Source organism: Stenotrophomonas sp. GbtcB23, from assembly GCF_019091045.1.
GTDB classification, from domain to species: domain Bacteria; phylum Pseudomonadota; class Gammaproteobacteria; order Xanthomonadales; family Xanthomonadaceae; genus Stenotrophomonas; species Stenotrophomonas rhizophila_A.
Window position 1 is genome coordinate 100018 of record NZ_JAGXKC010000004.1, and the last position, 20517, is coordinate 120534.

Genomic DNA, 20517 nt, shown 5'->3' on the forward strand with positions numbered 1-20517 from the left:
GATGATTCTGTTGGGTTGCCGCGTCAGTCCAGCGCAGCGATCTTGATCTGGTCCTGTTCCAGCCACACCTGCACGGCCTTGCCGCGCAGGTTGTCCGGGACATCGTCCAGTACCTTGTAATGGCCGGCAATGGCGACCAGTTCAGCGTGGAAGTCACGGCAGAAAATGCGCGCCGTGGTGTTGCCCTGGGCACCTGCCAGGGCACGGCCCCGCAGCGTACCGTAAATATGGATGCTGCCATCGGCGATCACCTCGGCGCCCGCGCCGACCGTGGCCATCACCGTCAGGTCGCAGTTCTCCGCGTACAGCTGCTGGCCCGAACGCACGTTGCTGGTCTGCATGCGGCCGGGCTTGGGCGCATTGCCCGCGTCCACCGCCGCGGCAGGGGCCGGTGCGGCGGCACGCGCGCGGCGTGCCGGTTCCGGGGCCGGTGCGGCTGCAACCGGCGCAGGTGCCGGCTCAGCCTCGGCGCGCTCGTACTGCGCGCGGAACTTGGCCAGCAGCGGCAGCCCCAGCTGCTGCGAGAGCAGGTCGGTTTCGTTGCTGCCGTAGGCCAGCGCCACCGGCAGCACGCCGGCACTGCGCAGGCCATCCAGCAGCGCCTGGGCCGTGGCCACGTCGGGCATCTGGCTCAGGCCGCCGAAGTCCAGGATGACCGCAGCGCGGCCGAACAGCTTCGGCGCGCGGGCCACGCGGTCGTGCATTTCGCGGGTGAGGCGTTCCACATCCAGGGTGCGGATGCGCAGGTTGGCGATGCCCACCTGGCCGATCTTCAGTTCACCGGCCTGTTCAAAATCCATGTTCGCCGCCACCTCAGGTCCCCGTCGGTCGATGCGCGCGCAGCGGCTCGCGACGCTGGCCCACCCAGGGCACGTCCGGCAGCGCGTCGCCGTAGGTGTCGTGCACCCACTGGTAACTGCACAGGTCCTTGAGCAGCATGCTGGCCCGCACATCCACGTGCGGCATGTTGTTCTGCCCGACCTCGCGGAAGCCGAAGCTGCCGTGGAACAGCAGCGCCGCATCGGCGCCGTGGTCCAGGAACACCTCGCAGGTCAGCTGCGGGTAGCGCAGCTCGGCGTAGCTCTGGGCATCGGCGTAGAACGCCCGGCCCACACCACCGCCACGGCGGCGGCTGGCCACCACGATGCGGTCGATGTAGAAGAATTTGCTGGTCAGGTGCTGCTTGAACCAGGCGAAGTTGCTGCTGTCGTGCTGGCTGTCGCTGCCGAAACCGATCAGGAAGCCGGCCAGGTTGCCGTCGCGCTCGGCGACGCGGAAGTATTCAGCGGTTTCATAGAACAGGCGCAGGCGGGCGGCATCCAGCGGAAGGATGGCCAGGCCGGCGTTGTTGTTCAGGGCCAGGACGGAATCGAGCTCGTGCTCGCGCACGTCGCGGATGACAATCGACATTGTGACTCCGTGGGGTAACGCGGTTGGCCCGTCTAGGGGCCCTGCCGGTGATTATTGCATGGGTGGCCGGGCAGGGCACAGGCCAGCCATGACTTATGTCCGGGTGCAGCGGCGCAGGTTCAGCCTAAGATGCGTCCATGTTGGGATACCTCAGCCAAACCCGAGTACTGCGACTGGCCGGCCTGTTCACCTGGGTCATGCTTGGCTTGCCGCTGGTCTATTCCCAGTACGAAGCGGTCCGCCGCAGCGGCGGCATCGACGTGCCGCCCCTGCTGCTGTTCGTGTCCTACCTGGCCTTCGGCGGCGGCTACCTGTGGCTGACCCGCGGCCTGCGCAACGGCGGCCATTCGGCCTGGTACGACCGCGCCATCCTGGTCCTGCTGACCATTTCCGCCCTGGCCGTGAGCTTCCTGAGCGGCTCGGGCCTGGGCAGCATCCTGATGATGGTCGCCGCCGGGGTCATCCCGTGGATGCTGCCGGCCCGGGTCGGGGTGATCTGGCTGCTGGTCAGCCAGCTGGCGGTCGCCCCGGTCTATTACCTGTTCCTGCCGTTCTCGCTGTTCGAGGCGGTGATGCAGTCGCTGCTGTATGGCGGCTTCTCCATGTTCATCTTCGTGACCAGCCTGGTCGCCCGCCAGCAGACCGACGCCCGCGAAGAGCAGCGCCGGCTCAATACCGAGCTGCGCGCCACCCGCGTGCTGCTGGCCGAAAGCGCGCGGGTCAACGAGCGCACCCGGATCTCGCGCGAGCTGCATGACCTGCTCGGCCACCACCTCACCGCGCTGAGCCTGAACCTGGAAGTGGCCGGCCACATCACCGAGGGCCAGGCCCAGGAGCATGTGCACCAGGCCCATACCCTGGCCAAGCTGCTGCTCACCGACGTGCGCGAAGCGGTCAGCCAGCTGCGCGACAGCGGCGCCATCGACCTGGCCGCCGCGCTGCGCCCGCTGACCGAGCAGGTGCCCTCGCTGGACATCCACCTGGACATCGAAGAACCGCTGAGCGTGGAAGACCCCGAGCAGGCCCACGTCCTGCTGCGCTGTACCCAGGAGATCATCACCAACGCGGTGCGCCATGCGCGCGCCCGCAACCTGTGGATCCAGGTATTCCGCGAGCCGCCGGGGCAGGTGGTGGTGCAGGCGCACGACGATGGCGTGGGCGCCGATGGCATCGTGATCGGCAACGGCTTGCGTGGCATGCGGGAACGCCTGCAACAATGCGGCGGTGAGCTGCAGATTGAAACCCACCGGGGTCAGGGCTTCCGCCTGCGCGCCTCGGTTCCCGGCGTGCCAGTGCTGATGCTGGGTGCCATCCTGGAAGGAGTGCGTTGATGATTCGCGTCTGCCTGGTCGACGACCAAACCCTGGTGCGGCAGGGAATCCGCTCGCTGCTCGCCCTGGATGACGGGATCGAAGTGGTGGCCGAAGCCGCCGATGGCCGCCAGGCCGTCGAGGTGGTGCCGCAGATCCGCCCCGACGTGGTGCTGATGGACATGCGCATGCCGGTGATGTCCGGGCTGGAGGCGCTGCAGTCGCTGTCACGGCTGGGCCAGCTGCCGCCGACCATCATCCTCACCACCTTCGACGATGACCAGCTGGTCCTGGCCGGGCTCAAGGCCGGCGCCAAGGGCTACCTGCTCAAGGACGTGACCCTGGAACAGCTGGTCGGTGCCATCCGCACCGTGGCCGATGGCGGTTCGCTGGTGCAGCCGGCCGTCACCCAGCGCCTGCTGTCCGGGCTGGAGCACATGCGCAACGAGTTCGTGAGCCTGGACCGGCCCGACCCGCTCACGGACCGCGAGACCGAGATCCTGCGGTTGATGGCCAGCGGGTTCTCCAACAAGGAGATCGCCAATTCGCTGGGCGTGGCCGAAGGCACCATCAAGAACCATGTGTCCAACATCCTGTCCAAGCTGGGCGTGCGCGACCGCACCCGGGCGGTGCTGAAGGCATTCGAGCTGCAACTGGTGTGAACATGAACGCCAGTTGAAAGCCTTGTGTGGCAAGGCCTGCGGCGGTCGTCGCAGGCCTCCTTGCCGAAACCGGCAAATAAATATGGCCAACGGCCACATGCTGGCCCGCGCGATGCGCTATCTTTCCGCTCCTTGTCTATTCAAAACCGCTGCTGGTATGGAAACCGGTGCGCCAATCCTGATCAACAACACCCGCGAAGCCTGCTAGGATTGGCGCTTCGCTTCAATCAACCCGGCCGTGGGATCGGCCCCGGAGACTCCTGAATGACCCGTATTATCGAGTTCCTGATCGCCTTGGGGATCGTGGCTGGCCTGTTCGTCATCATTGGCGTTGTGCTGCCGGGCGAGCGTCACATTACCGAAAGCATCGAGACCAACCGCAAGATGACGATCGTGTACGACACGGTCAACAGCCTGCGCCGCTTCAAGGACTGGAACCCGCTCGTCCTGCGCGATCCCGCCGTTGAACTGAAGCACTCCGGCCCCGCCGCCGGCGTGGGTGCCCGCCTGGACTATTCCTCCAAGGAATCGTCGCTGGGCCAGGGCAGCTGGACGATCACCGAGTCCGAGCCGAACAAGCGCGTGGCCATCGCCATCGAGGACCAGACCAAGGGCCACGACAAGAAGACCAGCTTCACGCTTGAGCCGACCGGCAAGGGTGGCCGCAACGTCAAGATCACCCAGGACTACAGCATCAAGTACGGCTGGAACCTGTTTGGTCGTTACGCCGGTCTGTACGTCAGCCGTCACGTCGGTGACGACCTGAAGCTGGGTCTGTCGCGCATGGCCAACATGCTGGCTACCGTGCCGAACATCGACTACCGCACCGCCGAAGCCCCGCTGGTCGATCTGGCCATCGTCGATGCCCCGGCCGAAGACCTGCTGGTCGTCACCGCCGGCAACGTTGATCGCGGCGAAGCGACCATCACCAAGTCCATCAAGGACAACCAGGAGTGGATCAAGCGCGTGATGGAGGCCAATGACCTCGAAGCCGCCGGTCCGTTCCGCATCATCACCACTGACTTCGGTCAGGAGAAGTACGCCTTCGACGTGGCCCAGCCGGTCAAGAAGAAGGGTACTGCAGGCGCTTCGGCTGAAGCCCTGACGGTGAAGATCGATGGTGGTGCCCCGGTCAAGTACGTGCACGTTGCCCCGCACCGTACCGCCCACGCCAAGTACACCGGCCACATGGCTGGCCTGGACATCGCCCGCAACGCCCTGCGTGCCTGGGCTGTGACCGGCGGCAACGAAGTGATCGATCGTCCGTACGAAACCTGGAACGGCGGTCTGGAGAAGTCGTTCACGCAGGAAGGTACGTACGACATCTACTGGGCCGTCAAGTAAACCGACGGTTGCCACGGATGTAACGTAGAACAGAAAACGCGCCGCTTCCTGCGGCGCGTTTTTTTTTGGAGGAAGATGCTGCCATGCTCAACCTGGAACGACGCGCGCGTAAACCTTCGCTGCTGGCCTGCCTGGGCGGCCTGTTGGCGGCCACGGCCGTGGGCCTGTCGGCCTATGCCTCGCACGGTATCGCCGAACCGCTGGCGCAGTCGCATGTGAATACTGCTGCGCTGTTCGCCTTCGGGCATGGCGTGGCCCTGGCCGTGCTGGGCCCCACCCAGCAGAACAGCGTGGGCAAGCTGGCGTTGTACGTGCTGCTGTTGGGCACGCTGTTGTTCTCCGGCAGCCTGGTGGCCGGCGCGTTGTGGCAGTTGCGCACCGGGCTGGCCCCGGTGGGTGGCACGGCCTTGATGCTCGGGTGGGTGGTGTACGCGCTCAATGCCCTGAGGCGCTGACATGCCGCGCTTCCGCCGGGGCTTTGATGTAGACGAGGCGCACGACTGGCTGTCGCGCCGCGACCGTCGGCTGGGCAGCTGGATGAAGCGGCTTGGGCCGGTGGCGGCGCCGCCTGGCTGGGCGCGCAGTTTCGACCCGGTCGATGCCCTGGCCCGCGCGATCCTGTTCCAGCAGCTCAGCGGCAAGGCCGCCTCCACCATCGTAGGCCGGGTGGAGACCGCCATCGGCAGCACCCGCCTGCACGCCGACACCCTGGCACGCATCGACGACCCCGGCCTGCGCAGCTGCGGTGTCTCCGGCAACAAAGCGTTGGCCCTGCGTGACCTGGCCCGGCGCGAGGCGGCCGGCGAGATTCCAGACCTGCGGCGGATGTCGGTGATGCCGCACGACGCGATCATCGACGCACTGGTGCCGATCCGCGGCATCGGCCGCTGGACCGTGGAAATGATGCTGATGTTCCGGCTCGGCCGCCCCGACATCCTGCCCATCGACGACCTCGGGGTGCGCAAGGGCGCCCAGCGGGTGGACAAGGCAGAAGCAATGCCGACCCCGAAGGAGCTGGCCGCCCGCGGCGAAAAGTGGGGCCCGTTCCGGACCTACGCCAGCCTGTACCTGTGGCGCATCGCCGATTTCACCGAAAGCCCGAAGGCCAGCACCAACCGCTCCCAGGACTGAGCCACGCAGGGCGTGGCGCTACGGTCCAGACCAGCACCAATGCCACGGCTCGTACACGATGCCGTGGGGGTTGTCGCGCGGATAACTCAAGTGGAAGCCGTAGCTTCCCGCGTGCTCCAGCAGCCACGCGAACGCAGCGGTGGACTCGAAGCTCTCCTCGGCCGGCGGTTCCCCCGGGCTGCTGATATCCAGCGCACGCCCGCTGTGGTGTTCGCTGTACCCCGGCGCGGCGTTGACCTGCAGGATCGCGTCCACCTCCAGCCCGCGCGCGCGTTTGCGCGCGAAGATGCCCAGCTGGTAGTCGTGGCTGCGGTAGCCCGAAATGGCCTCCAGCACGATGCCCTCGCGCGCTGCCTGCTGCTGCATGCGCTGCCAGGCGCGCGCGGCGCCCTGCTGCAGCCATAGCGGGCGGCGGTAACGGTCGAAGCCGGCCAGGGCCAGCCGTTCCGGTTCGGCTTCCAGCGCCAGTGCGGTGTCCTGCTCATAGCGCGCCGCATCGATGCCCAGCTGTTCCAGCCGGTCCTGCAGCCCGCTCAGCGGCAGCAGGGCATCGGCTGCATGCGCGCGCTGCGTGCCATGCAGCGCCAGGTCCAGGGCATCGAGTGCTTCCTCGATCCCCGGCTCGCGCATCAGGTGCGGCACCAACGGCAACAGGCCGTGCGCGGTGGCGGCGGCCAGGTACTGCCCATCACGCTTGCGCCGCAGCACCCAGCGGGCCCGGGCCAGCGCCCGTGCATCGGCGTTGCTGCGCGCGCGCAGCAGGCCGCCGGGCCACAGTTCGATGTCGGCGGTGTTGATCAGCAGGGCAGGGTGTCGGCGCATGCGTACAGCTTAGCGCGCAGCCTGCGCGTTCAGCGCATCCAGCAGCGCGCGCGGGTGCTCGGGGCTGAGCAGCAGCACGCGGTCGTCGCGCAGCGGCAGGTACAGCACGCGGCTGGGATCGGTGACAAGGCAGAACGCCTTGTGCTTGCCCATCCGGTAATGGCCGGACTGGAACCCCGGCATGCCGAACCCGTTGATCTTCATGCCCGGCTTGAACTGGCTGTGTTCGGCCAGGTCGACGATGCGCGCCTGGTCCAGCAGCATCGACGAGACTGCCGTGCGACGGCGGTAGAAGGTGGAGGTCACGAGCAGTTCGCCGTGTTCCAGCGTGATGCGGCGACGGAGGAACGCCCAGCTGAGCACGCCGCCCAGCACCAGCAGGAACGGCAGGGTGATGGCCATGTCCATCGGCGTGCGTTGTTCCTGCAGGTGCGTGGTGACCAGCAGCACGGCCACGCCCAGCAGCGGCAGCCACAGCCAGAGCAGGCGCCACAGCGGGGCGGGCGCCACCGCGAATTCAGTGGCGGGCACGGCCGTCGTCCGGGCTGCCACGTCAGAGCTCCTTCTTGAAGAACAGCAACGCCACGCCCATCGGGGTGCCCTGCATCACGTTCACCAGCTCCCAGCCGAGTTGGCCCTGGCGGTTGAGTTCGGCCTGCAGGTCTTCCGGCTTCAAGCCGGTCCACGAGGGCTTTACTTCCACGGTGAGATAGCTCCAGCGCTTGCTCATTCCTTGCTCTCCGGATCAGGTGCGGGTTTGGGAAGGCGTCCAGACTTGCGCAGTGCGTCGCGCAGCACGTACTCGATCTGCGCGTTCAAACTGCGCAGCTCGTCATCGGCCCAGCGTTGCGCCGCCGCCAGTACGTCGGCATTGATGCGCAGCGGGTAGGCTTTCTTTTCGCTCATGCTCAGTACAACGAACCGGCGTTGACGATCGGCTGGGTGCCGCGGTCCGAGCACAGCACGGTGAGCAGGTTGCCCACCATCTGCGCCTTGCGCTCTTCATCCAGCTGCACCACGTTGTTCTTCTGCAGTTCGACCAACGCCATTTCGACCATGCCCACGGCACCGGCGACGATGCGCGTGCGCGCGGCGATCACCGCATTGGCCTGCTGCCGCTGCAGCATCGCCTGGGCGATTTCCGGGGCATAGGCCAGGTGGCTGATGCGCGCATCGAGCACCTGCACGCCGGCATCGGCCAGGCGTTCGGCCAGTTCGTCCTTGAGGTGCTGGGAGATTTCGGCGGCGTGGCTGCGCAGGGAGAGCTGGCCGTCCTCGTGCTGGTCGTAGGGGTAGCTGGTGGCCATCGCACGCAGGGCGGATTCGGACTGGATGTGCACGAAGCTTTCGTAGTCGTCCACGTTGTAGACCGCCTCGGAGGCGTCCACCACCTGCCAGACGATGACGGCGGCGATTTCGATCGGGCTGCCGTCCAGTTCGTTGACCTTGAGCTTGCCGCTTTCGAAGTTGCGCACGCGCTGGCTGACCTTCTTCTTGCTGAAGAAGGGGTTGTTCCAGCGCAGGCCGTTGTCCTTGACCGTGCCGACGTACTTGCCGAACAGGCTCAGCACCGCCGCCTGGTTGGGCTGCACGGTGTACAGGCCGGTCAGGCTGAACAGGGCAATCAGGCCCAGCAGCACGCCGCCGAGCATCAGCAGCAGGTTGACGTTGCCGGGCTCGATCCCGGAGAAGAAGAGCCATGCGGAGACCACCAGCAGGGCCAGCACGGCCAGCAGGAAGGGGATGCCGGAGAGGGAGGGGACGGGCTTTTCTTTCATGGGGGCATCCTTTGCGGGTGGGTTTGGAGTAGTGATATCAAATTGATATCACTCCTGCAAGGGCCCCATCCCATAAAATGGCGTCCCGCCTCTGATGTCCGGAATATCGCCATGATCACGCTCGGCACGCCGCTGTCCCCCTCCGCCACCCGTGTCCTGCTGCTGGGCTCGGGCGAACTGGGCAAGGAGGTCGCCATCGAGCTGCAGCGGCTGGGGGTGGAGGTGATTGCTGCCGACCGCTATGCCGACGCCCCGGCCATGCAGGTGGCGCACCGGTCGCACGTGATCGACATGCTCGATGCGATGGCGCTGCGCGCGCTGATCGCCGAGGAAAAACCGCACCTGATCGTGCCCGAGATCGAAGCCATCCACACCGAAACCCTGGTCCAGCTGGAGCAGGAAACCGGCCAGCGGGTGGTGCCGACCGCGCGCGCGGCGCGCCTGACCATGGACCGTGAAGGCATCCGCCGCCTGGCCGCCGAAACCCTGGGCCTGCCGACCTCGCCGTACCGCTTCGTGGACACCGAGGCCGAGTACCGCGCCGCCGTGGCGGCGATCGGGCTGCCGTGCGTGGTGAAGCCGGTGATGTCCTCCTCGGGCAAGGGCCAGAGCACGCTGCGCGACGAGGCCGACATCGCGCCGGCCTGGGAATATGCACAGACCGGTGGTCGTGCCGGTGCCGGCCGCTGCATCGTGGAAGGCTTCATCGATTTCGATTACGAGATCACCCTGCTGACCGTGCGCCATGCCGGGGGCACCTCGTTCTGCGCGCCGATCGGGCATTGGCAGAAGGATGGCGACTACCGCGAAAGCTGGCAGCCGCAGCCGATGTCGCCGGCCGCGCTGGCGCGTGCCGAAGAGATCTCGCAGGCGATCACCGATGACCTGGGCGGCTGGGGCCTGTTCGGCGTAGAGCTGTTCGTGAAGGGCGACGACGTGTGGTTCAGCGAAGTCTCGCCGCGCCCGCATGACACCGGCCTGGTCACGCTGGCCTCGCAGGAACTGAGCGAATTCGCGCTGCACGCGCGCGCCATCCTGGGCCTGCCGATCCCGCTGATCCGCCAGAGTGGCCCGTCGGCCTCCTGCGCGATGCTGGCGCACGGCGAAGGCGTGCCGGTCTTCAGCAACGTAGAGGCGGCGCTGGTAGACCCGGACACGGCGCTGCGCCTGTTCGGCAAGCCGAGTGTTCATGGGCACCGCCGCGTCGGCGTTACCCTGGCACGCGGCGAAGACATCGACCAGGCGCGGAAGATCGCGCGCGAGGCCGCAGCAGCGATCACGGTCGAACTACGCCAGTAGTTCGACCGCGCGTTGTTTACCGCACGTCCACCCACACCAGGTGGTGGTCGCTGCCGTCGGCGATCTTCGCTTCGGGGCTTTCGTTGGCCGGCCAGAACACGCCGCTGCCGATGTACTCGAAGCCCACTGACGGCAGCACGTAATCCAGGCGCATGGTGCCGGATTTCGGCCCGAAATCGCCGGTGGCGTGGAACGGCGCACCCTTCCGCACGATGCCCTTTTCGGCATAGGCCAGGCTGGTCTGTTCGGCACCCACGCTGCGCGGGGTCGGGTAACGCAGCACGCGCGCGTTTTCGATCAGTTCGACAATCGCTTCGTGGCGGCCGTCGCCATCCACCGGGTCGTTGTTGAGGTCGCCCAGGATCACGAAGCGCGCGTCCTGTGCGAGCCCGCCGCAGGTGCCCTTGTCATCGCACAGCCAGGGCTTGTCCCCGGCCGCCAGGTATTCCTGCCACAGCCGCAGTTCGTCGTGGTTGCGCGCCGCGTTGCGCTTTTCCGGGCCGTCGAACACCGGCGGGGTGGGGTGCGAGACCAGTGCGTGCACCACGCCGTTGGGGGTGCGCACCGGCACGTCCCAATGCGACTTGGACGACAACCGCAGCTGCGACCACACGTGGTCGTTGTAGAACGACTTGCCGCTGCGCGGGTCGATCGGGCGCAGCGCGCCGGGCAGCATGCTCCACTTCAGCAGCTGGAAGCTGCGCACCTTGGCCTCGTCGATCGGGTACCGCGACAGCACCAGCATGCCGTACTGGCCCGGGTGAAGGCCGTAGCCCCAGGCATCGTTGCCGCGGTTGCGGCCGTCGCCGCCGATCTGGCCGTTGTTGTCCAGGTCCAGCCCGCTCTGCACGCCGGTGTTGACCGGGGCCAGGTAACGGTAGGCGAAGTGCAGCGGCTCACCGCCGCCGGGCTGGGCCACTTCCAGGTAGCGCTGCTGGAACAGGTCGGCGGCGCGGTGGGCGTCGTCGTAGTCGAATTCGTTGAGCAGCACCAGGTCCGGGCGCACCTGCTGCAGCACCGCAGCGATCTTGCGCGCGTGCGCGCTGTCGCCTTCCAGTTCGGCGATCAGCCCGCCGGTCTCGTCGCTGTACAGCGAGGTGTTGTAGGTGGCGATCCGCAGCGGCGCGGAGGTGGCTTCCGGCATGGGGGCGGTCTTGGTCGGGGTTTGGGCGCAGGCGCCGCAGAGCAGGGCCAGGGCGAGGATCAGGGGATGGGCTTTCATCCCGCTATTCTGCACGGGCGGGCATTGCAATGGCGGGTCAGATGCCGTCCAGCGCCTCGTCGAACTCGTGCCAGCGGCGGCCGTCGTAGGCCTCCAGCGGCCGGAAGCGGCGCTTGTAGTCCATCTTGCGGTGGTTGCGGATCCAGTAGCCCAGGTACAGGTGCGGCAACTGCTCGCGCCGGGCCCAGGCGATCTGCTGCAGGATCGCGAAGGTGCCCAGCCCACGGTGGGCGTGGTCCGGGTCGAAGAAGGTGTACACCGCCGACAGCCCCTGCGGGGTGACATCGGTGACTGCCACCGCCAGCAGCGGGCCTCGATGGCCATCTTCGGCCGGTCCGCGGATTTCCAGGAAGCGCCCCTGCGACCACTGCCCGATCAGGAACTGGTCGAACTCGTGCGGGCCGTGTTCGTCCATGCCGCCCTGGGCGTGGCGATGGGTCAGGTAGCGGTGGTACAGCGCGAACTGCTCATCGGTCTGCTCGGCAGCCACGATCCGCACTTCCAGGTCGTCGTTGCGCGCCAGGCAGCGGCGCTGGCTGCGGTCGGGTGCGAAACGGGCCACCGGCACCCGCACCGACACGCAGGCATGGCAGTTGGCGCAGTGCGGGCGGTAGACCAGGTCGCCGGAACGGCGGAAGCCCCAGCTCAGCGCCATCGGGTACAGCGTGCCCAGCCGCTGGTCGTGCGGGTCCAGCACCAGGTCGCGCGCAGCCCGCTCCGGCCAGTAGCCACAGGGATGGTCCCCGGTCTGGAACAGGCGCAGCTCGTCGTCGCGGTCGGTGTGGATCGCCATGCCCACAGCATAGCGCCGGGGCGTCGCAGGCGGCGCGACTGTCTGGCGAATGAACACGGCCGGTGGCGCTGTCAACGCGGCCGGCGCCCGCGCGTTTTCTCTCCCGTGGGTGCCAACGCACCGCACGAAACATCCCCCAAACACCGGAGTGACCCATGCGCAACCGCAAACCCCTTCTGCTGCTGGCCCTGCTGATGACCACCGGCGCTGCCGGCCTGGCGGTGGCCGCCGATACCCCGGCCACGCCCGCCAAGCCGGCCCGCGCGACGCTGGACACCAACGGCGATGGTTTCGTCGACCGTGCCGAGGCCGCCAAGGCGCCGCGCCTGGCCGAGAAGTTCGACAGCCTGGACACCAACAAGGACGGCAAGCTGTCCCGCGAGGAACTGCCGCGCTGGCAGGGCAAGCGCCACGGCCGTGGCCCGGGTGGCGGGCATGCGCGCCTGGAAAAGCTGGACGCGAACAAGGATGGCCGGATCAGCCGCGACGAAGCCAAGGCCGACCCGAAGCTGGCCGCGCGCTTCGACCAGATGGACCTCAACAAGGACGGCTACCTGGACAAGGCCGACCGCGAGCTGGGCATGAAGCAGCACCGTGATGCGTGGTTCGCTGCGGCCGATACCAACAAGGACGGCCAGCTGAGCAAGGCCGAATTCGACGCGGCCAAGGGCCCGTTCGGTGGCCCGCGCGGCGAACACCGCGGCGACAAGCCGCCGATGCCGCCGAAGGCAAAGTAACGTAGCGTCGGGCCCTGCCCGGCAACCAGAAAAGCGCCGGTCACCGACCGGCGCTTTTTTCATGCGTCAGATCAACCCGCGCTCGCCGGCCACGGTCAGGATCAGGCCGACGATCACCAGGTTGGTGATCAGCAAAGCAGGTCGTCCGTACATCGACTGGTACACCCAGCTGGGTCCCGTGCGTCCCTTGCGTGCGGCATCACGCGCGATCATCGGCGCCATGATCCGTTGCAGCGGCACCAGGATCTGGTAGTTCACCAAGGCGGTGCCCAGCACCATCGCGGCCAGCGACAGAAACACCGGTGCATCCAGCACCGTCAGCGCCAGCACCGCGGCGCAGACCAGCATCGCGGTGAACGTGCTGTAGTGCACGAAGCGATGCACCGCCGCGCGCTCGGCCAGTGTCTGGGTGTAGCAGAGCAGGTAGCGGCCACCGAGGTAGCTGCCGATCACGCCGCCGGCCATCGCGCCGATGGCGATCGTCCAGTTGAACTCCGGGCCGAGCAGGTGGCTCTGGCTGGCCGCCGCGCCCAGCGACCCCATTGCCGCACCGCCGGACAGGCTGGCACCGCCCAGGCCGAGCTTGCTGCTGCCCACGCCTACGCTGGTGCCCAGCAGGATCGCTGCGCTCGCCGTGCCCGGTGCGGCCACCATCACCATGGAAACCACCGCGGTCGCGAAGGCCGCGCTGGGCGCGCTGCCGCGTGCGAACTCGCCGAAGCGCCGCAGCATTTCCTCGCGCACGCTGGCGCGTGCCCGCGACAGGCGCTTGCGCACGGCGGCGTCGCTCAGCCCCAGCAGGTTGGCCACCTGCTGCGAGCTCTGACCTTCGCGGTAGTACAGCAGCAGCGTTTCGCGGCTGTCCTCGGGCAACGCGGAGATGATCTCTTCGGCGGCCACTTCCTCCTCCACCCGCTGCAGGTATTCCGGCGCGGAGGGGCCCGGGTCGGCGGCCATGCTGATGGCGATCTCGGCGGCCTCGCCCGACAGCGGCCGGCCGCGGTTGGCGCGCAGCCAGTCGCGGGCCAGGTTGCGGGTGATCTGGCGCAGCCAGGGCAGGAAGCTGCCGTGGTTGTGCAGCTGGTTGAGTTGCTGCCAGCCCTTGATGAAGGCTTCCTGCGCGATGTCCTCGCTGGCCTGCACGTCGCGGGTGATCGCCAGCGCGATCGCGGTCACGGTGTTCTGGCAGGCCAGGACGATGCGCCCGTACGACTGCTGGCAGCCGCCGGCGGCGGCAGGCAGTTCGCGGTCCAGCGTGTCGATCAGCGGCAGCGTGGTCATGGCGTCGGTCCCTGTGGGTGGTGACATCATGACGGGGTGGGGCGGGGAATGTGACCGGGGGGCGGGGCGGGTCGCGCGAGGGGCGCGGTAGAGCCGACTGTCAGTCGGCTGCTCTTCGTTCCGGCATCATGAGCGCCTGACAGGTGGCTTCGGCAGGCGGTAAACGTCGACCACACCATCGGCGTGGTGCGTTACGGTCTTCGGACGCTTGGGCCGCGCTGGCGCGCGGTTGCCGACTGACAGTCGGCACTACGAGTTTTTACGTGCGCAGGGAGATCCGGATACGTCGGGTCGGCTCACGGTTGTTGGGTCGGAGGTGTGATCCGGACTCGGACCTCTTCTTCTTCCTGCGCAGGCGCCGGTTCGGCTGCCGGGGCCTGGGGTTGTGCCTGTTGCGTCTGTACCGGCGCAGCCGTCGGGGCACTGCGGTGGCGCATCACCACCACCATTGCCACGGCGGCGATGATCAGCAGCAGGCCGATGCGGATGCGCCAGGCCCAGTTGCGCCGTGGGGCCACGTCGTCGGCCTGGTCGCGGAAGGCGAATTCGGCGGTGGGGTGGTCGCGCCGGGTGGTTTCCAGCAGGCGGGCATCGCGCAGGATTTCGCGCGCGCGCGGCTGGTCGTTGGCGTGTACCACCCACAGGGTGGGGTGGGTGGTGGCCTTGCTGGTGTCCAGGTAACTGAACTGGCTGCCGCGCTTGCTGTGGTACGAGCGCCCGTTGGTGATGCGCACCTCGATGCCGGCATCGCGCAGCAGCTTGGCCACGCCTTCCACGGTTTCCACGCGCTGGCTGGTGAAGATCTGACGCATATCGAATTATTCCTTGGCCGGTACGGCGGCGGCCGCGGCACTGTCATCCACCACGCGGATCAGGCCTTCCTGCGCGGTGCTGGCAACCAGTATGCCGTTGCGGGTGAAGAACTGGCCACGGGCCAGCCCGCGCGAATCCTGCGCGCTGGGGCTGTCCAGCGAATACAGCAGCCAGTCGTCGGCGCGGAACGGGCGGTGGAACCAGATCGCATGGTCCAGCGAGGCCATCTGCACGTGCGGCTGGTAATAGCTGATGCCGTGCGGGAAGGTTGCGGTGCCGAGCAGGTGGAAGTCCGATGCATAGGCCAGCAGCGCCTGGTGCAGTTCGGGCGCATCGCCCACCGTTTCATTCAGGCGCAGCCACACCTGGTGGTAGGGCGGGCGCTTGGGCGGGTGCAGCTCATCGCGCGGGTACACGTGGCGGAACTCGAACGGGCCGCCGCGCGAGAGCCAGCGCTGCACCTTGATCGGCAGCCGTTCCAGCACTTCCGGCGGCAGCGGCCGGTTCGGTTCGATGTCTTCCGGCTGCGGCACTTCGGGCATCTTGTGCTGGTGCTCGGCCCCGCTTTCGGCCTGCTGGAACGAGGCGGCGCAGAAAAAGATCACCTTGCCGTGCTGGATCGCGGTGACCCGGCGCACGGAGAAGCTGCCGCCATCGCGGGTGCGGTCCACGTCGTACACGATCGGGTGGTCGATGTTGCCGGCGCGCAGGAAATAGGCGTGCAGCGAATGCACATGCCGGCCGTTCTCGACCGTGGCCTGGGCCGCCGAGAGGGCCTGGCCCAGCACCTGGCCGCCGAACACGTATTTGGTGCCGATGTCGCGGCTCTGGCCCCGGAACAGGTTGTCTTCCAGGCGCTCGAGCGTGAGCAGGTCGATCAGCTCGGAAACGACGGGTTCTTGCGGCTGGGACAAGGCGGCGGCCTGGCGTTGGGACGGACGGGAATTATACCGGTGGTGGCCAGTCGCCAACTGCCGGCGCCGTGCGCCGCCGCCCGACCAACGGTCGGGCGCTACCGGGCCATCGGTGGTGACCCACCGCGCTACATCGCCTTCGGTGGCGCACTACCCGGGGCACACCCTCAACACCGGTAGCACCCGACCGTTGGTCGGGTGTGCGATTGCTCAACCTTTCCCCAACCGCGCCGCCAGCGTGTGCAGCGCCTGCTGCGCATCGGGCGCATACCAGGCCTCGACGAACCGGTCCAGCCGGATCAGGTCGGCGTGCAGTGCTTCATGCAGGTCTTCGCGCGCAATGGCGCGGGTGAGCAGCATCGGCTGGCGCGGCAGCTTGAGCAGGCGACCCAGCCAGGCCACCGCGCGCGGCACCACGTCGGCCGGGGCGGCCAGCTCATCCACCAGCCCGATCTCCAGTGCGCGTTCGGCCGGCACCATTTCACCGCCGATCAGCAGCTGCGAGGCGCGGTGGTGGCCGACCACACGGCGCATCAGGCGCTGGATGCCTTCCGGCGCCACCAGCCCCACCTGCACCTCGTTCAGGCCGATCACCGTGGGCTGGGCCGGGTCCGGGCTGCGCGCCAGGATCCGGTAATCGCAGCACAGCGCCAGCACGCAGCCGCCGGCCGGGGCGTGGCCGGTCAGCGCGGCCACCACCGGCACGCGGCTCTCGGCGAGGGTGCGCACCGCGCCGAAGAACGCCTGCCAGCTGTCCAGCAGCTTGTGCCGGTCCTCGCCGTGGCTGAGCAGGTGCGGCACGTCCATGCCGGCGCTGAAGATGCGCTCGCTGCCCGACAGCACGATGCCGTGCACGTCATCGGCCATGGCCTGGTTGATGTCGTGGATCAGCTGACGGCACAGCTCGGTGTCCAGCGCATTGACCGGCGGGCGGGCCAGCCGCAGCTCGCGGATGGGGCCATGGTTGATCACCTCGATAAGCGTCGTCATGCTGCGATCTCGTTGCGGGCAGGGAACTGAGGCGATGATAACCAAACCATTCGTGTGCGTATTGTTGGCGCTGTGTGCGGCCGCAGCATCGGCCACAGCGGCGGAGCCGTCGTGTGTGACGGTGCGCGAGGGCTGGGTGCGGTTGCCGCCGCCGGGGGTCACGATGGCGGCCGGTTACGGCGAGATCCATAACGGCTGCAGGACGCCGGTGACCGTGGTGGCCGCCGGCAGCAAGGCCTTTGGCGACGTCTCCCTGCATGAAACCACGCTGATCGACGGCGTGAGCCGGATGCGCGCGGTGGAGCGGTTGCCGATTGCGCCGGGTGCGAGCGTGGTGCTCAAGCCAGGTGGCCTGCACCTGATGTTGATGCAGCCGGAAGTGCCGTTGGGCGTTGGCAAGGCGTTGCCGTTGCGACTCAGCCTGGAAGACGGGAGCAAGGTCGACGCAACGCTGGTTGTGCGCACGCGTTGATCATGGCGCCCGGCGCGTTGCGCCGCCGCCCGACCAACGGTCGGGCGCTACCCGGGAGGGGTAGGTACCGACCGTTGGTCGGTACGCCTCGGTAGGTGCCGACCGTTGGTCGGCACATGCTCAACTGCAGGCCGCGCGCAGCGCGTCCGGCAGCGGGGCGCTCTTGCCGGTCTGGGTGTCCATCCACACCACCACCACGTTGCCATCCGAATACAGCGTGCTGTCGTTCTTCTGGTCCACGATGCGGTGGCCGATGGTCACGCTGCTGTTGCCCAGGCGCTCGACGAACAGCTCCACCACGATGTCGTTGGGCCACACGATCGGCAGGCGGTAGTTGACGTTGGTCGCCGCCACCACCGGCGCGATCCGGTCGGTCATGGCAACGCCTTCCACGCCCAGCATCCAGCGCACGCGCGCCTCTTCCAGGTAGGAGATGTACTTGGCGTTGTTGACGTGGCCCATGCTGTCCATGTCGCGCCAGCGCACGCTGATCGGTACGCGGGCCAGGATCTTGTGTTCGTCGCTCATTACTTCTTCTTCGCCTTCGTGGTCTTGGCAGGGCTGGTCTTGCTGGGGGTGGTGGCGCGTTTGGCGGCCACCGCCTTCTTGGCCACCTTGGCCGGCTTTTCCGGCTTGGCCTTGCGTGGCGGGCGGGCGTCGGGCTTGTTGGCCACCGCCGCCGGGCGTTCCGGGCGCGCGCTGACCGAGGGCAGCATCTTGGCCAGGAACTGACCGGTGTACGACGCCGGGTGCGCGGCCACGTCCTCGGGCGTGCCGGTGACCAGGATGGTGCCGCCGCGGTGGCCACCTTCCGGCCCCAGGTCGACGATCCAGTCCGCGGTCTTGATCACGTCCAGGTTGTGTTCGATCACCACCACCGTGTTGCCTTCGTCGCGCAGCTTGTGCAGCACGCCCAGCAGCGCTTCGATGTCGTGGAAGTGCAGGCCGGTGGTCGGCTCGTCCAGGATGTACAGCGTGCGCCCGGTATCGCGGCGCGACAGTTCCTTGGACAGCTTCACGCGCTGCGCTTCACCACCGGACAGCGTGGTCGCGCTCTGGCCCAGCTTGATGTAGCTCAGGCCCACGTCCACCAGCGTTTCCAGCTTGCGCGCGATGCTCGGCACCGGTTCGAACAGCTTCAGCGCATCTTCGACGGTCATCTGCAGCACGTCGTTGATGTTGTAGCCCTTGTACAGGATCTCCAGCGTTTCGCGGTTGTAGCGCTTGCCGTGGCACACATCGCAGGGCACGTACACGTCCGGCAGGAAGTGCATCTCCACCTTGATCAGGCCATCGCCCTGGCACGCTTCGCAGCGGCCGCCGCGCACGTTGAAGCTGAAACGGCCCGGCGAATAGCCGCGCGCACGAGCTTCGGGCACCTGCGCATACAACTCGCGCAGCGGGGTGAACAGGCCGGTGTAGGTGGCCGGGTTCGAACGCGGGGTACGGCCGATCGGCGACTGGTCGATGTCCACCACCTTGTCGAACAGGTCCAGGCCTTCCACGTCCTTGTACGGCGCGATCGGGTGCGAGGAGCCGTTGATCTCGTTGGCGGCCAGCGAGAACAGGGTGTCGTTGATCAGGGTCGACTTGCCCGAACCGGACACACCGGTGATGCAGGTCAGCAGGCCCGACGGAATGTCCAGGTCCACGCCCTTGAGGTTGTTGCCGCTGGCACCGCGCAGGTGCAGCGTCATCTTCGGGTTCGGCTTGTGGCGGCGCGCGGGAATCTCGATCGCACGCTTGCCCGACAGGTACTGGCCGGTGAGCGAACGCGGCGCGTCCAGGATGTCCTGCAGGGTGCCCTGGCCGACGATTTCGCCGCCGTGCACGCCGGCGCCCGGACCGATGTCCAGCACGTAGTCGGCCAGGCGGATCGCATCTTCGTCATGCTCGACCACGATCACCGTATTGCCCAGGTCCCGCAGGCGGGTGAGGGTGCCCAGCAGGCGCTCGTTGTCGCGCTGGTGCAGGCCGATGGACGGCTCGTCGAGCACGTACATCACCCCGACCAGGCCGGCGCCGATCTGGCTGGCCAGGCGGATGCGCTGGGCTTCGCCACCGGACAGGGTGTCGGCCTTGCGCTCCAGGGTGAGGTAATCCAGGCCCACGTCGACCAGGAAGCCCAGGCGCTCGCCGATCTCCTTGACGATCTTGCCGGCGATTTCGCCGCGCCAGCCGGGCAGGGTCATGCCGCTGAAGAACTTCAGCGCTTCATCGATCGGCAGCACCACCAGTTCCGGCAGCGCGCGGTCGGCCACGAACACGTTGCGCGCGGCGCGGTTCAGGCGCTGGCCCTGGCATTCGGGGCAGTTGCGTTCGCTGATGTACTTGGCCAGCTCTTCGCGCACCGCCGCCGATTCGGTTTCCTTGTAGCGGCGTTCCAGGTTCGGAATGATGCCCTCGAAGCGGTGCTTGCGCTGGGTGCGGCCACCGGCTTCGGTGAAGTAGGTGAAGGTGATGGTTTCATCGCCGCTGCCGTACAGCACCGCCTTGCGCACCGGCTCGGACAGGCTCTGCCACGGCGCGTCGGTGTCGAACTTGTAATGCTTGGCCAGCGAGGCGATCAGCTGGAAGTAATACGCGTTGCGGCGGTCCCAGCCGCGCACGGCGCCGGCCGACAGCGACAGCTCCGGGTGCACCACCACGCGCGAGGGGTCGAAGAACTCGGCCATGCCCAGGCCATCGCAGCCCGGGCAGGCGCCCACCGGCGAATTGAAAGAGAACAGGCGCGGTTCCAGCTCCGGCAGCGAGTAATCGCAGACCGGGCAGCTGTACTTGGACGAGAACAGGTGGGCCGGGGCGTCCTCGACATCCAGCGACTGCACCGAGACCATGCCGTCGCCCAGCTTCAGCGCGGTTTCAAAGCTTTCGGCCAGGCGCTGCTTGATGTCCTCGCGCGGGCGGAAGCGGTCGATCACCGCTTCGATGGTGTGCTTCTGGCGCAGCGCCAGCGGCGGCACCGCATCGATTTCATGCAGCGCACCGTCCACCCGCACGCGCACGAAGCCCTGCGCGCGCAGCTGGTCGAACACCTGGGCATGCTCGCCCTTGCGCTCGCGGATCACCGGGGCCAGCAGCATGTAGCGCTGTTCCGGGTCCAGGGTCAGCACGTGGTCCACCATCTGGCTCACGGTCTGCGCTTCCAGCGGGTAGCCGTGGTCGGGGCAGCGCGGGCTGCCCACGCGGGCGTACAGCAGGCGCAGGTAGTCGTAGATCTCGGTGATGGTGCCCACGGTCGAACGCGGGTTGTGCGAGGTCGACTTCTGCTCGATGGAGATCGCCGGCGACAGGCCTTCGATATGGTCCAGGTCCGGCTTTTCCATCACGCTCAGGAACTGGCGGGCATAGGCCGACAGCGACTCCACGTAGCGGCGCTGGCCTTCGGCGTAGATCGTGTCGAAGGCCAGCGAGGACTTGCCCGAGCCGGACAGGCCGGTAATGACGATCAACTTGTCGCGGGGCAGGTCGAGATCGATGTTCTTGAGGTTGTGCGTCCGCGCGCCGCGGATGCGGATGAAATCCATCGCCATGGGGGA

At 67.6% G+C, this 20517-nt stretch carries 23 protein-coding genes; 8 read left to right on the forward strand and 15 right to left on the reverse strand.

Annotated features, from left to right (window positions below; all coding sequences use genetic code 11):
- Positions 1–23 precede the first annotated feature (23 nt).
- On the reverse strand, positions 24–800 hold the full coding sequence (minC, locus tag KVS69_RS03040; protein WP_068854585.1) for a septum site-determining protein MinC: 777 nt from the start codon (positions 798–800) through the stop codon (positions 24–26).
- Between the two features lie 13 nt (positions 801–813).
- Complete coding sequence (locus KVS69_RS03045; protein ID WP_068850131.1) at positions 814–1410, reverse strand: GNAT family N-acetyltransferase; 597 nt, start codon at positions 1408–1410, stop codon at positions 814–816.
- 137 nt (positions 1411–1547) lie between these two features.
- Between KVS69_RS03045 and KVS69_RS03050 the strand changes: the two genes are divergently transcribed.
- From KVS69_RS03050 to KVS69_RS03070, 5 genes are all read left to right on the forward strand, one after another.
- Positions 1548–2741: a sensor histidine kinase gene (locus tag KVS69_RS03050; RefSeq protein ID WP_068850134.1), complete on the forward strand. Its 1194-nt coding sequence runs from the start codon at positions 1548–1550 to the stop codon at positions 2739–2741.
- Positions 2741–3382, forward strand: a complete 642-nt coding sequence (locus KVS69_RS03055; protein WP_068850140.1) for a response regulator transcription factor — start codon at positions 2741–2743, stop codon at positions 3380–3382. Before KVS69_RS03050 ends, KVS69_RS03055 begins: the two co-directional genes overlap by 1 nt.
- Positions 3383–3646: 264 nt before the next feature.
- Positions 3647–4726 carry an SRPBCC family protein gene (locus tag KVS69_RS03060; RefSeq protein ID WP_068850143.1) on the forward strand — a complete coding sequence of 360 codons (1080 nt, stop codon included), beginning with the start codon at positions 3647–3649 and terminating at the stop codon, positions 4724–4726.
- 83 nt (positions 4727–4809) lie between these two features.
- Positions 4810–5181 (forward strand): DUF423 domain-containing protein, encoded by a 372-nt coding sequence (locus tag KVS69_RS03065; RefSeq protein ID WP_184125284.1) that lies wholly within the window; start codon positions 4810–4812, stop codon positions 5179–5181.
- A 1-nt stretch (position 5182) separates the two neighbouring features.
- Positions 5183–5857 (forward strand): DNA-3-methyladenine glycosylase, encoded by a 675-nt coding sequence (locus tag KVS69_RS03070; RefSeq protein ID WP_217536820.1) that lies wholly within the window; start codon positions 5183–5185, stop codon positions 5855–5857.
- Between the two features lie 18 nt (positions 5858–5875).
- Here KVS69_RS03070 and KVS69_RS03075 read toward each other — a convergent pair whose 3' ends face one another.
- From KVS69_RS03075 to KVS69_RS03095, 5 genes are read right to left on the reverse strand one after another with little or no spacing between them, the layout of a single operon-like run.
- The gene (locus KVS69_RS03075) at positions 5876–6679 is read right to left on the reverse strand and encodes a M15 family metallopeptidase (RefSeq protein ID WP_217536823.1); all 804 of its coding nucleotides are present in this window, start codon (positions 6677–6679) and stop codon (positions 5876–5878) included.
- A 9-nt stretch (positions 6680–6688) separates the two neighbouring features.
- Positions 6689–7210 carry a PH domain-containing protein gene (locus tag KVS69_RS03080; RefSeq protein WP_217536826.1) on the reverse strand — a complete coding sequence of 174 codons (522 nt, stop codon included), beginning with the start codon at positions 7208–7210 and terminating at the stop codon, positions 6689–6691.
- Between the two features lie 22 nt (positions 7211–7232).
- On the reverse strand, positions 7233–7409 hold the full coding sequence (locus KVS69_RS03085; protein ID WP_083214084.1) for a DUF4177 domain-containing protein: 177 nt from the start codon (positions 7407–7409) through the stop codon (positions 7233–7235).
- Positions 7406–7585, reverse strand: a complete 180-nt coding sequence (locus tag KVS69_RS03090; protein ID WP_217536829.1) for an Arc family DNA binding domain-containing protein — start codon at positions 7583–7585, stop codon at positions 7406–7408. The genes KVS69_RS03085 and KVS69_RS03090 overlap by 4 nt, the downstream gene beginning before the upstream one ends.
- Before the next feature lie 2 nt (positions 7586–7587).
- Positions 7588–8457 carry an SPFH domain-containing protein gene (locus tag KVS69_RS03095; RefSeq protein ID WP_068850158.1) on the reverse strand — a complete coding sequence of 290 codons (870 nt, stop codon included), beginning with the start codon at positions 8455–8457 and terminating at the stop codon, positions 7588–7590.
- Positions 8458–8568: 111 nt separating this feature from the next.
- Between KVS69_RS03095 and purT the strand changes: the two genes are divergently transcribed.
- Entirely contained in the window at positions 8569–9756 is a 1188-nt protein-coding gene (purT, locus tag KVS69_RS03100) for a formate-dependent phosphoribosylglycinamide formyltransferase (RefSeq protein WP_217536831.1), read from the forward strand.
- A 16-nt stretch (positions 9757–9772) separates the two neighbouring features.
- Here purT and KVS69_RS03105 read toward each other — a convergent pair whose 3' ends face one another.
- Positions 9773–10978 carry an endonuclease/exonuclease/phosphatase family protein gene (locus KVS69_RS03105; RefSeq protein ID WP_217536835.1) on the reverse strand — a complete coding sequence of 402 codons (1206 nt, stop codon included), beginning with the start codon at positions 10976–10978 and terminating at the stop codon, positions 9773–9775.
- 37 nt (positions 10979–11015) lie between these two features.
- Positions 11016–11771: an arginyltransferase gene (locus tag KVS69_RS03110; protein WP_068850166.1), complete on the reverse strand. Its 756-nt coding sequence runs from the start codon at positions 11769–11771 to the stop codon at positions 11016–11018.
- Positions 11772–11926: 155 nt separating this feature from the next.
- Here KVS69_RS03110 and KVS69_RS03115 point away from each other — a divergent pair, with 155 nt between their 5' ends.
- Complete coding sequence (locus tag KVS69_RS03115; protein WP_217536838.1) at positions 11927–12508, forward strand: EF-hand domain-containing protein; 582 nt, start codon at positions 11927–11929, stop codon at positions 12506–12508.
- A gap of 66 nt (positions 12509–12574) precedes the next feature.
- Here KVS69_RS03115 and KVS69_RS03120 read toward each other — a convergent pair whose 3' ends face one another.
- The 4 genes from KVS69_RS03120 to KVS69_RS03135 form a co-directional block, all read right to left on the reverse strand.
- Complete coding sequence (locus tag KVS69_RS03120; protein ID WP_217536841.1) at positions 12575–13789, reverse strand: RNA polymerase sigma factor; 1215 nt, start codon at positions 13787–13789, stop codon at positions 12575–12577.
- A gap of 296 nt (positions 13790–14085) precedes the next feature.
- Positions 14086–14601: a DUF2007 domain-containing protein gene (locus tag KVS69_RS03125; RefSeq protein WP_217536844.1), complete on the reverse strand. Its 516-nt coding sequence runs from the start codon at positions 14599–14601 to the stop codon at positions 14086–14088.
- Between the two features lie 6 nt (positions 14602–14607).
- Complete coding sequence (gene tesB, locus KVS69_RS03130; protein WP_068850178.1) at positions 14608–15516, reverse strand: acyl-CoA thioesterase II; 909 nt, start codon at positions 15514–15516, stop codon at positions 14608–14610.
- Positions 15517–15726: 210 nt separating this feature from the next.
- Entirely contained in the window at positions 15727–16506 is a 780-nt protein-coding gene (locus tag KVS69_RS03135) for an enoyl-CoA hydratase/isomerase family protein (protein ID WP_217536846.1), read from the reverse strand.
- Positions 16507–16540: 34 nt separating this feature from the next.
- Between KVS69_RS03135 and KVS69_RS03140 the strand changes: the two genes are divergently transcribed.
- Positions 16541–16978 (forward strand): copper chaperone PCu(A)C, encoded by a 438-nt coding sequence (locus tag KVS69_RS03140; RefSeq protein WP_217536849.1) that lies wholly within the window; start codon positions 16541–16543, stop codon positions 16976–16978.
- A gap of 120 nt (positions 16979–17098) precedes the next feature.
- On the opposite strand, the gene KVS69_RS03145 is transcribed toward KVS69_RS03140, so the two are convergent.
- Together KVS69_RS03145 and uvrA are read right to left on the reverse strand one after the other, a co-directional pair.
- Positions 17099–17506 carry a thioesterase family protein gene (locus KVS69_RS03145; RefSeq protein WP_093533084.1) on the reverse strand — a complete coding sequence of 136 codons (408 nt, stop codon included), beginning with the start codon at positions 17504–17506 and terminating at the stop codon, positions 17099–17101.
- Positions 17506–20511, reverse strand: coding sequence for an excinuclease ABC subunit UvrA (gene uvrA, locus KVS69_RS03150; RefSeq protein WP_068850190.1), 3006 nt, complete (start codon positions 20509–20511; stop codon positions 17506–17508). The genes KVS69_RS03145 and uvrA overlap by 1 nt, the downstream gene beginning before the upstream one ends.
- Positions 20512–20517 lie beyond the last annotated feature (6 nt).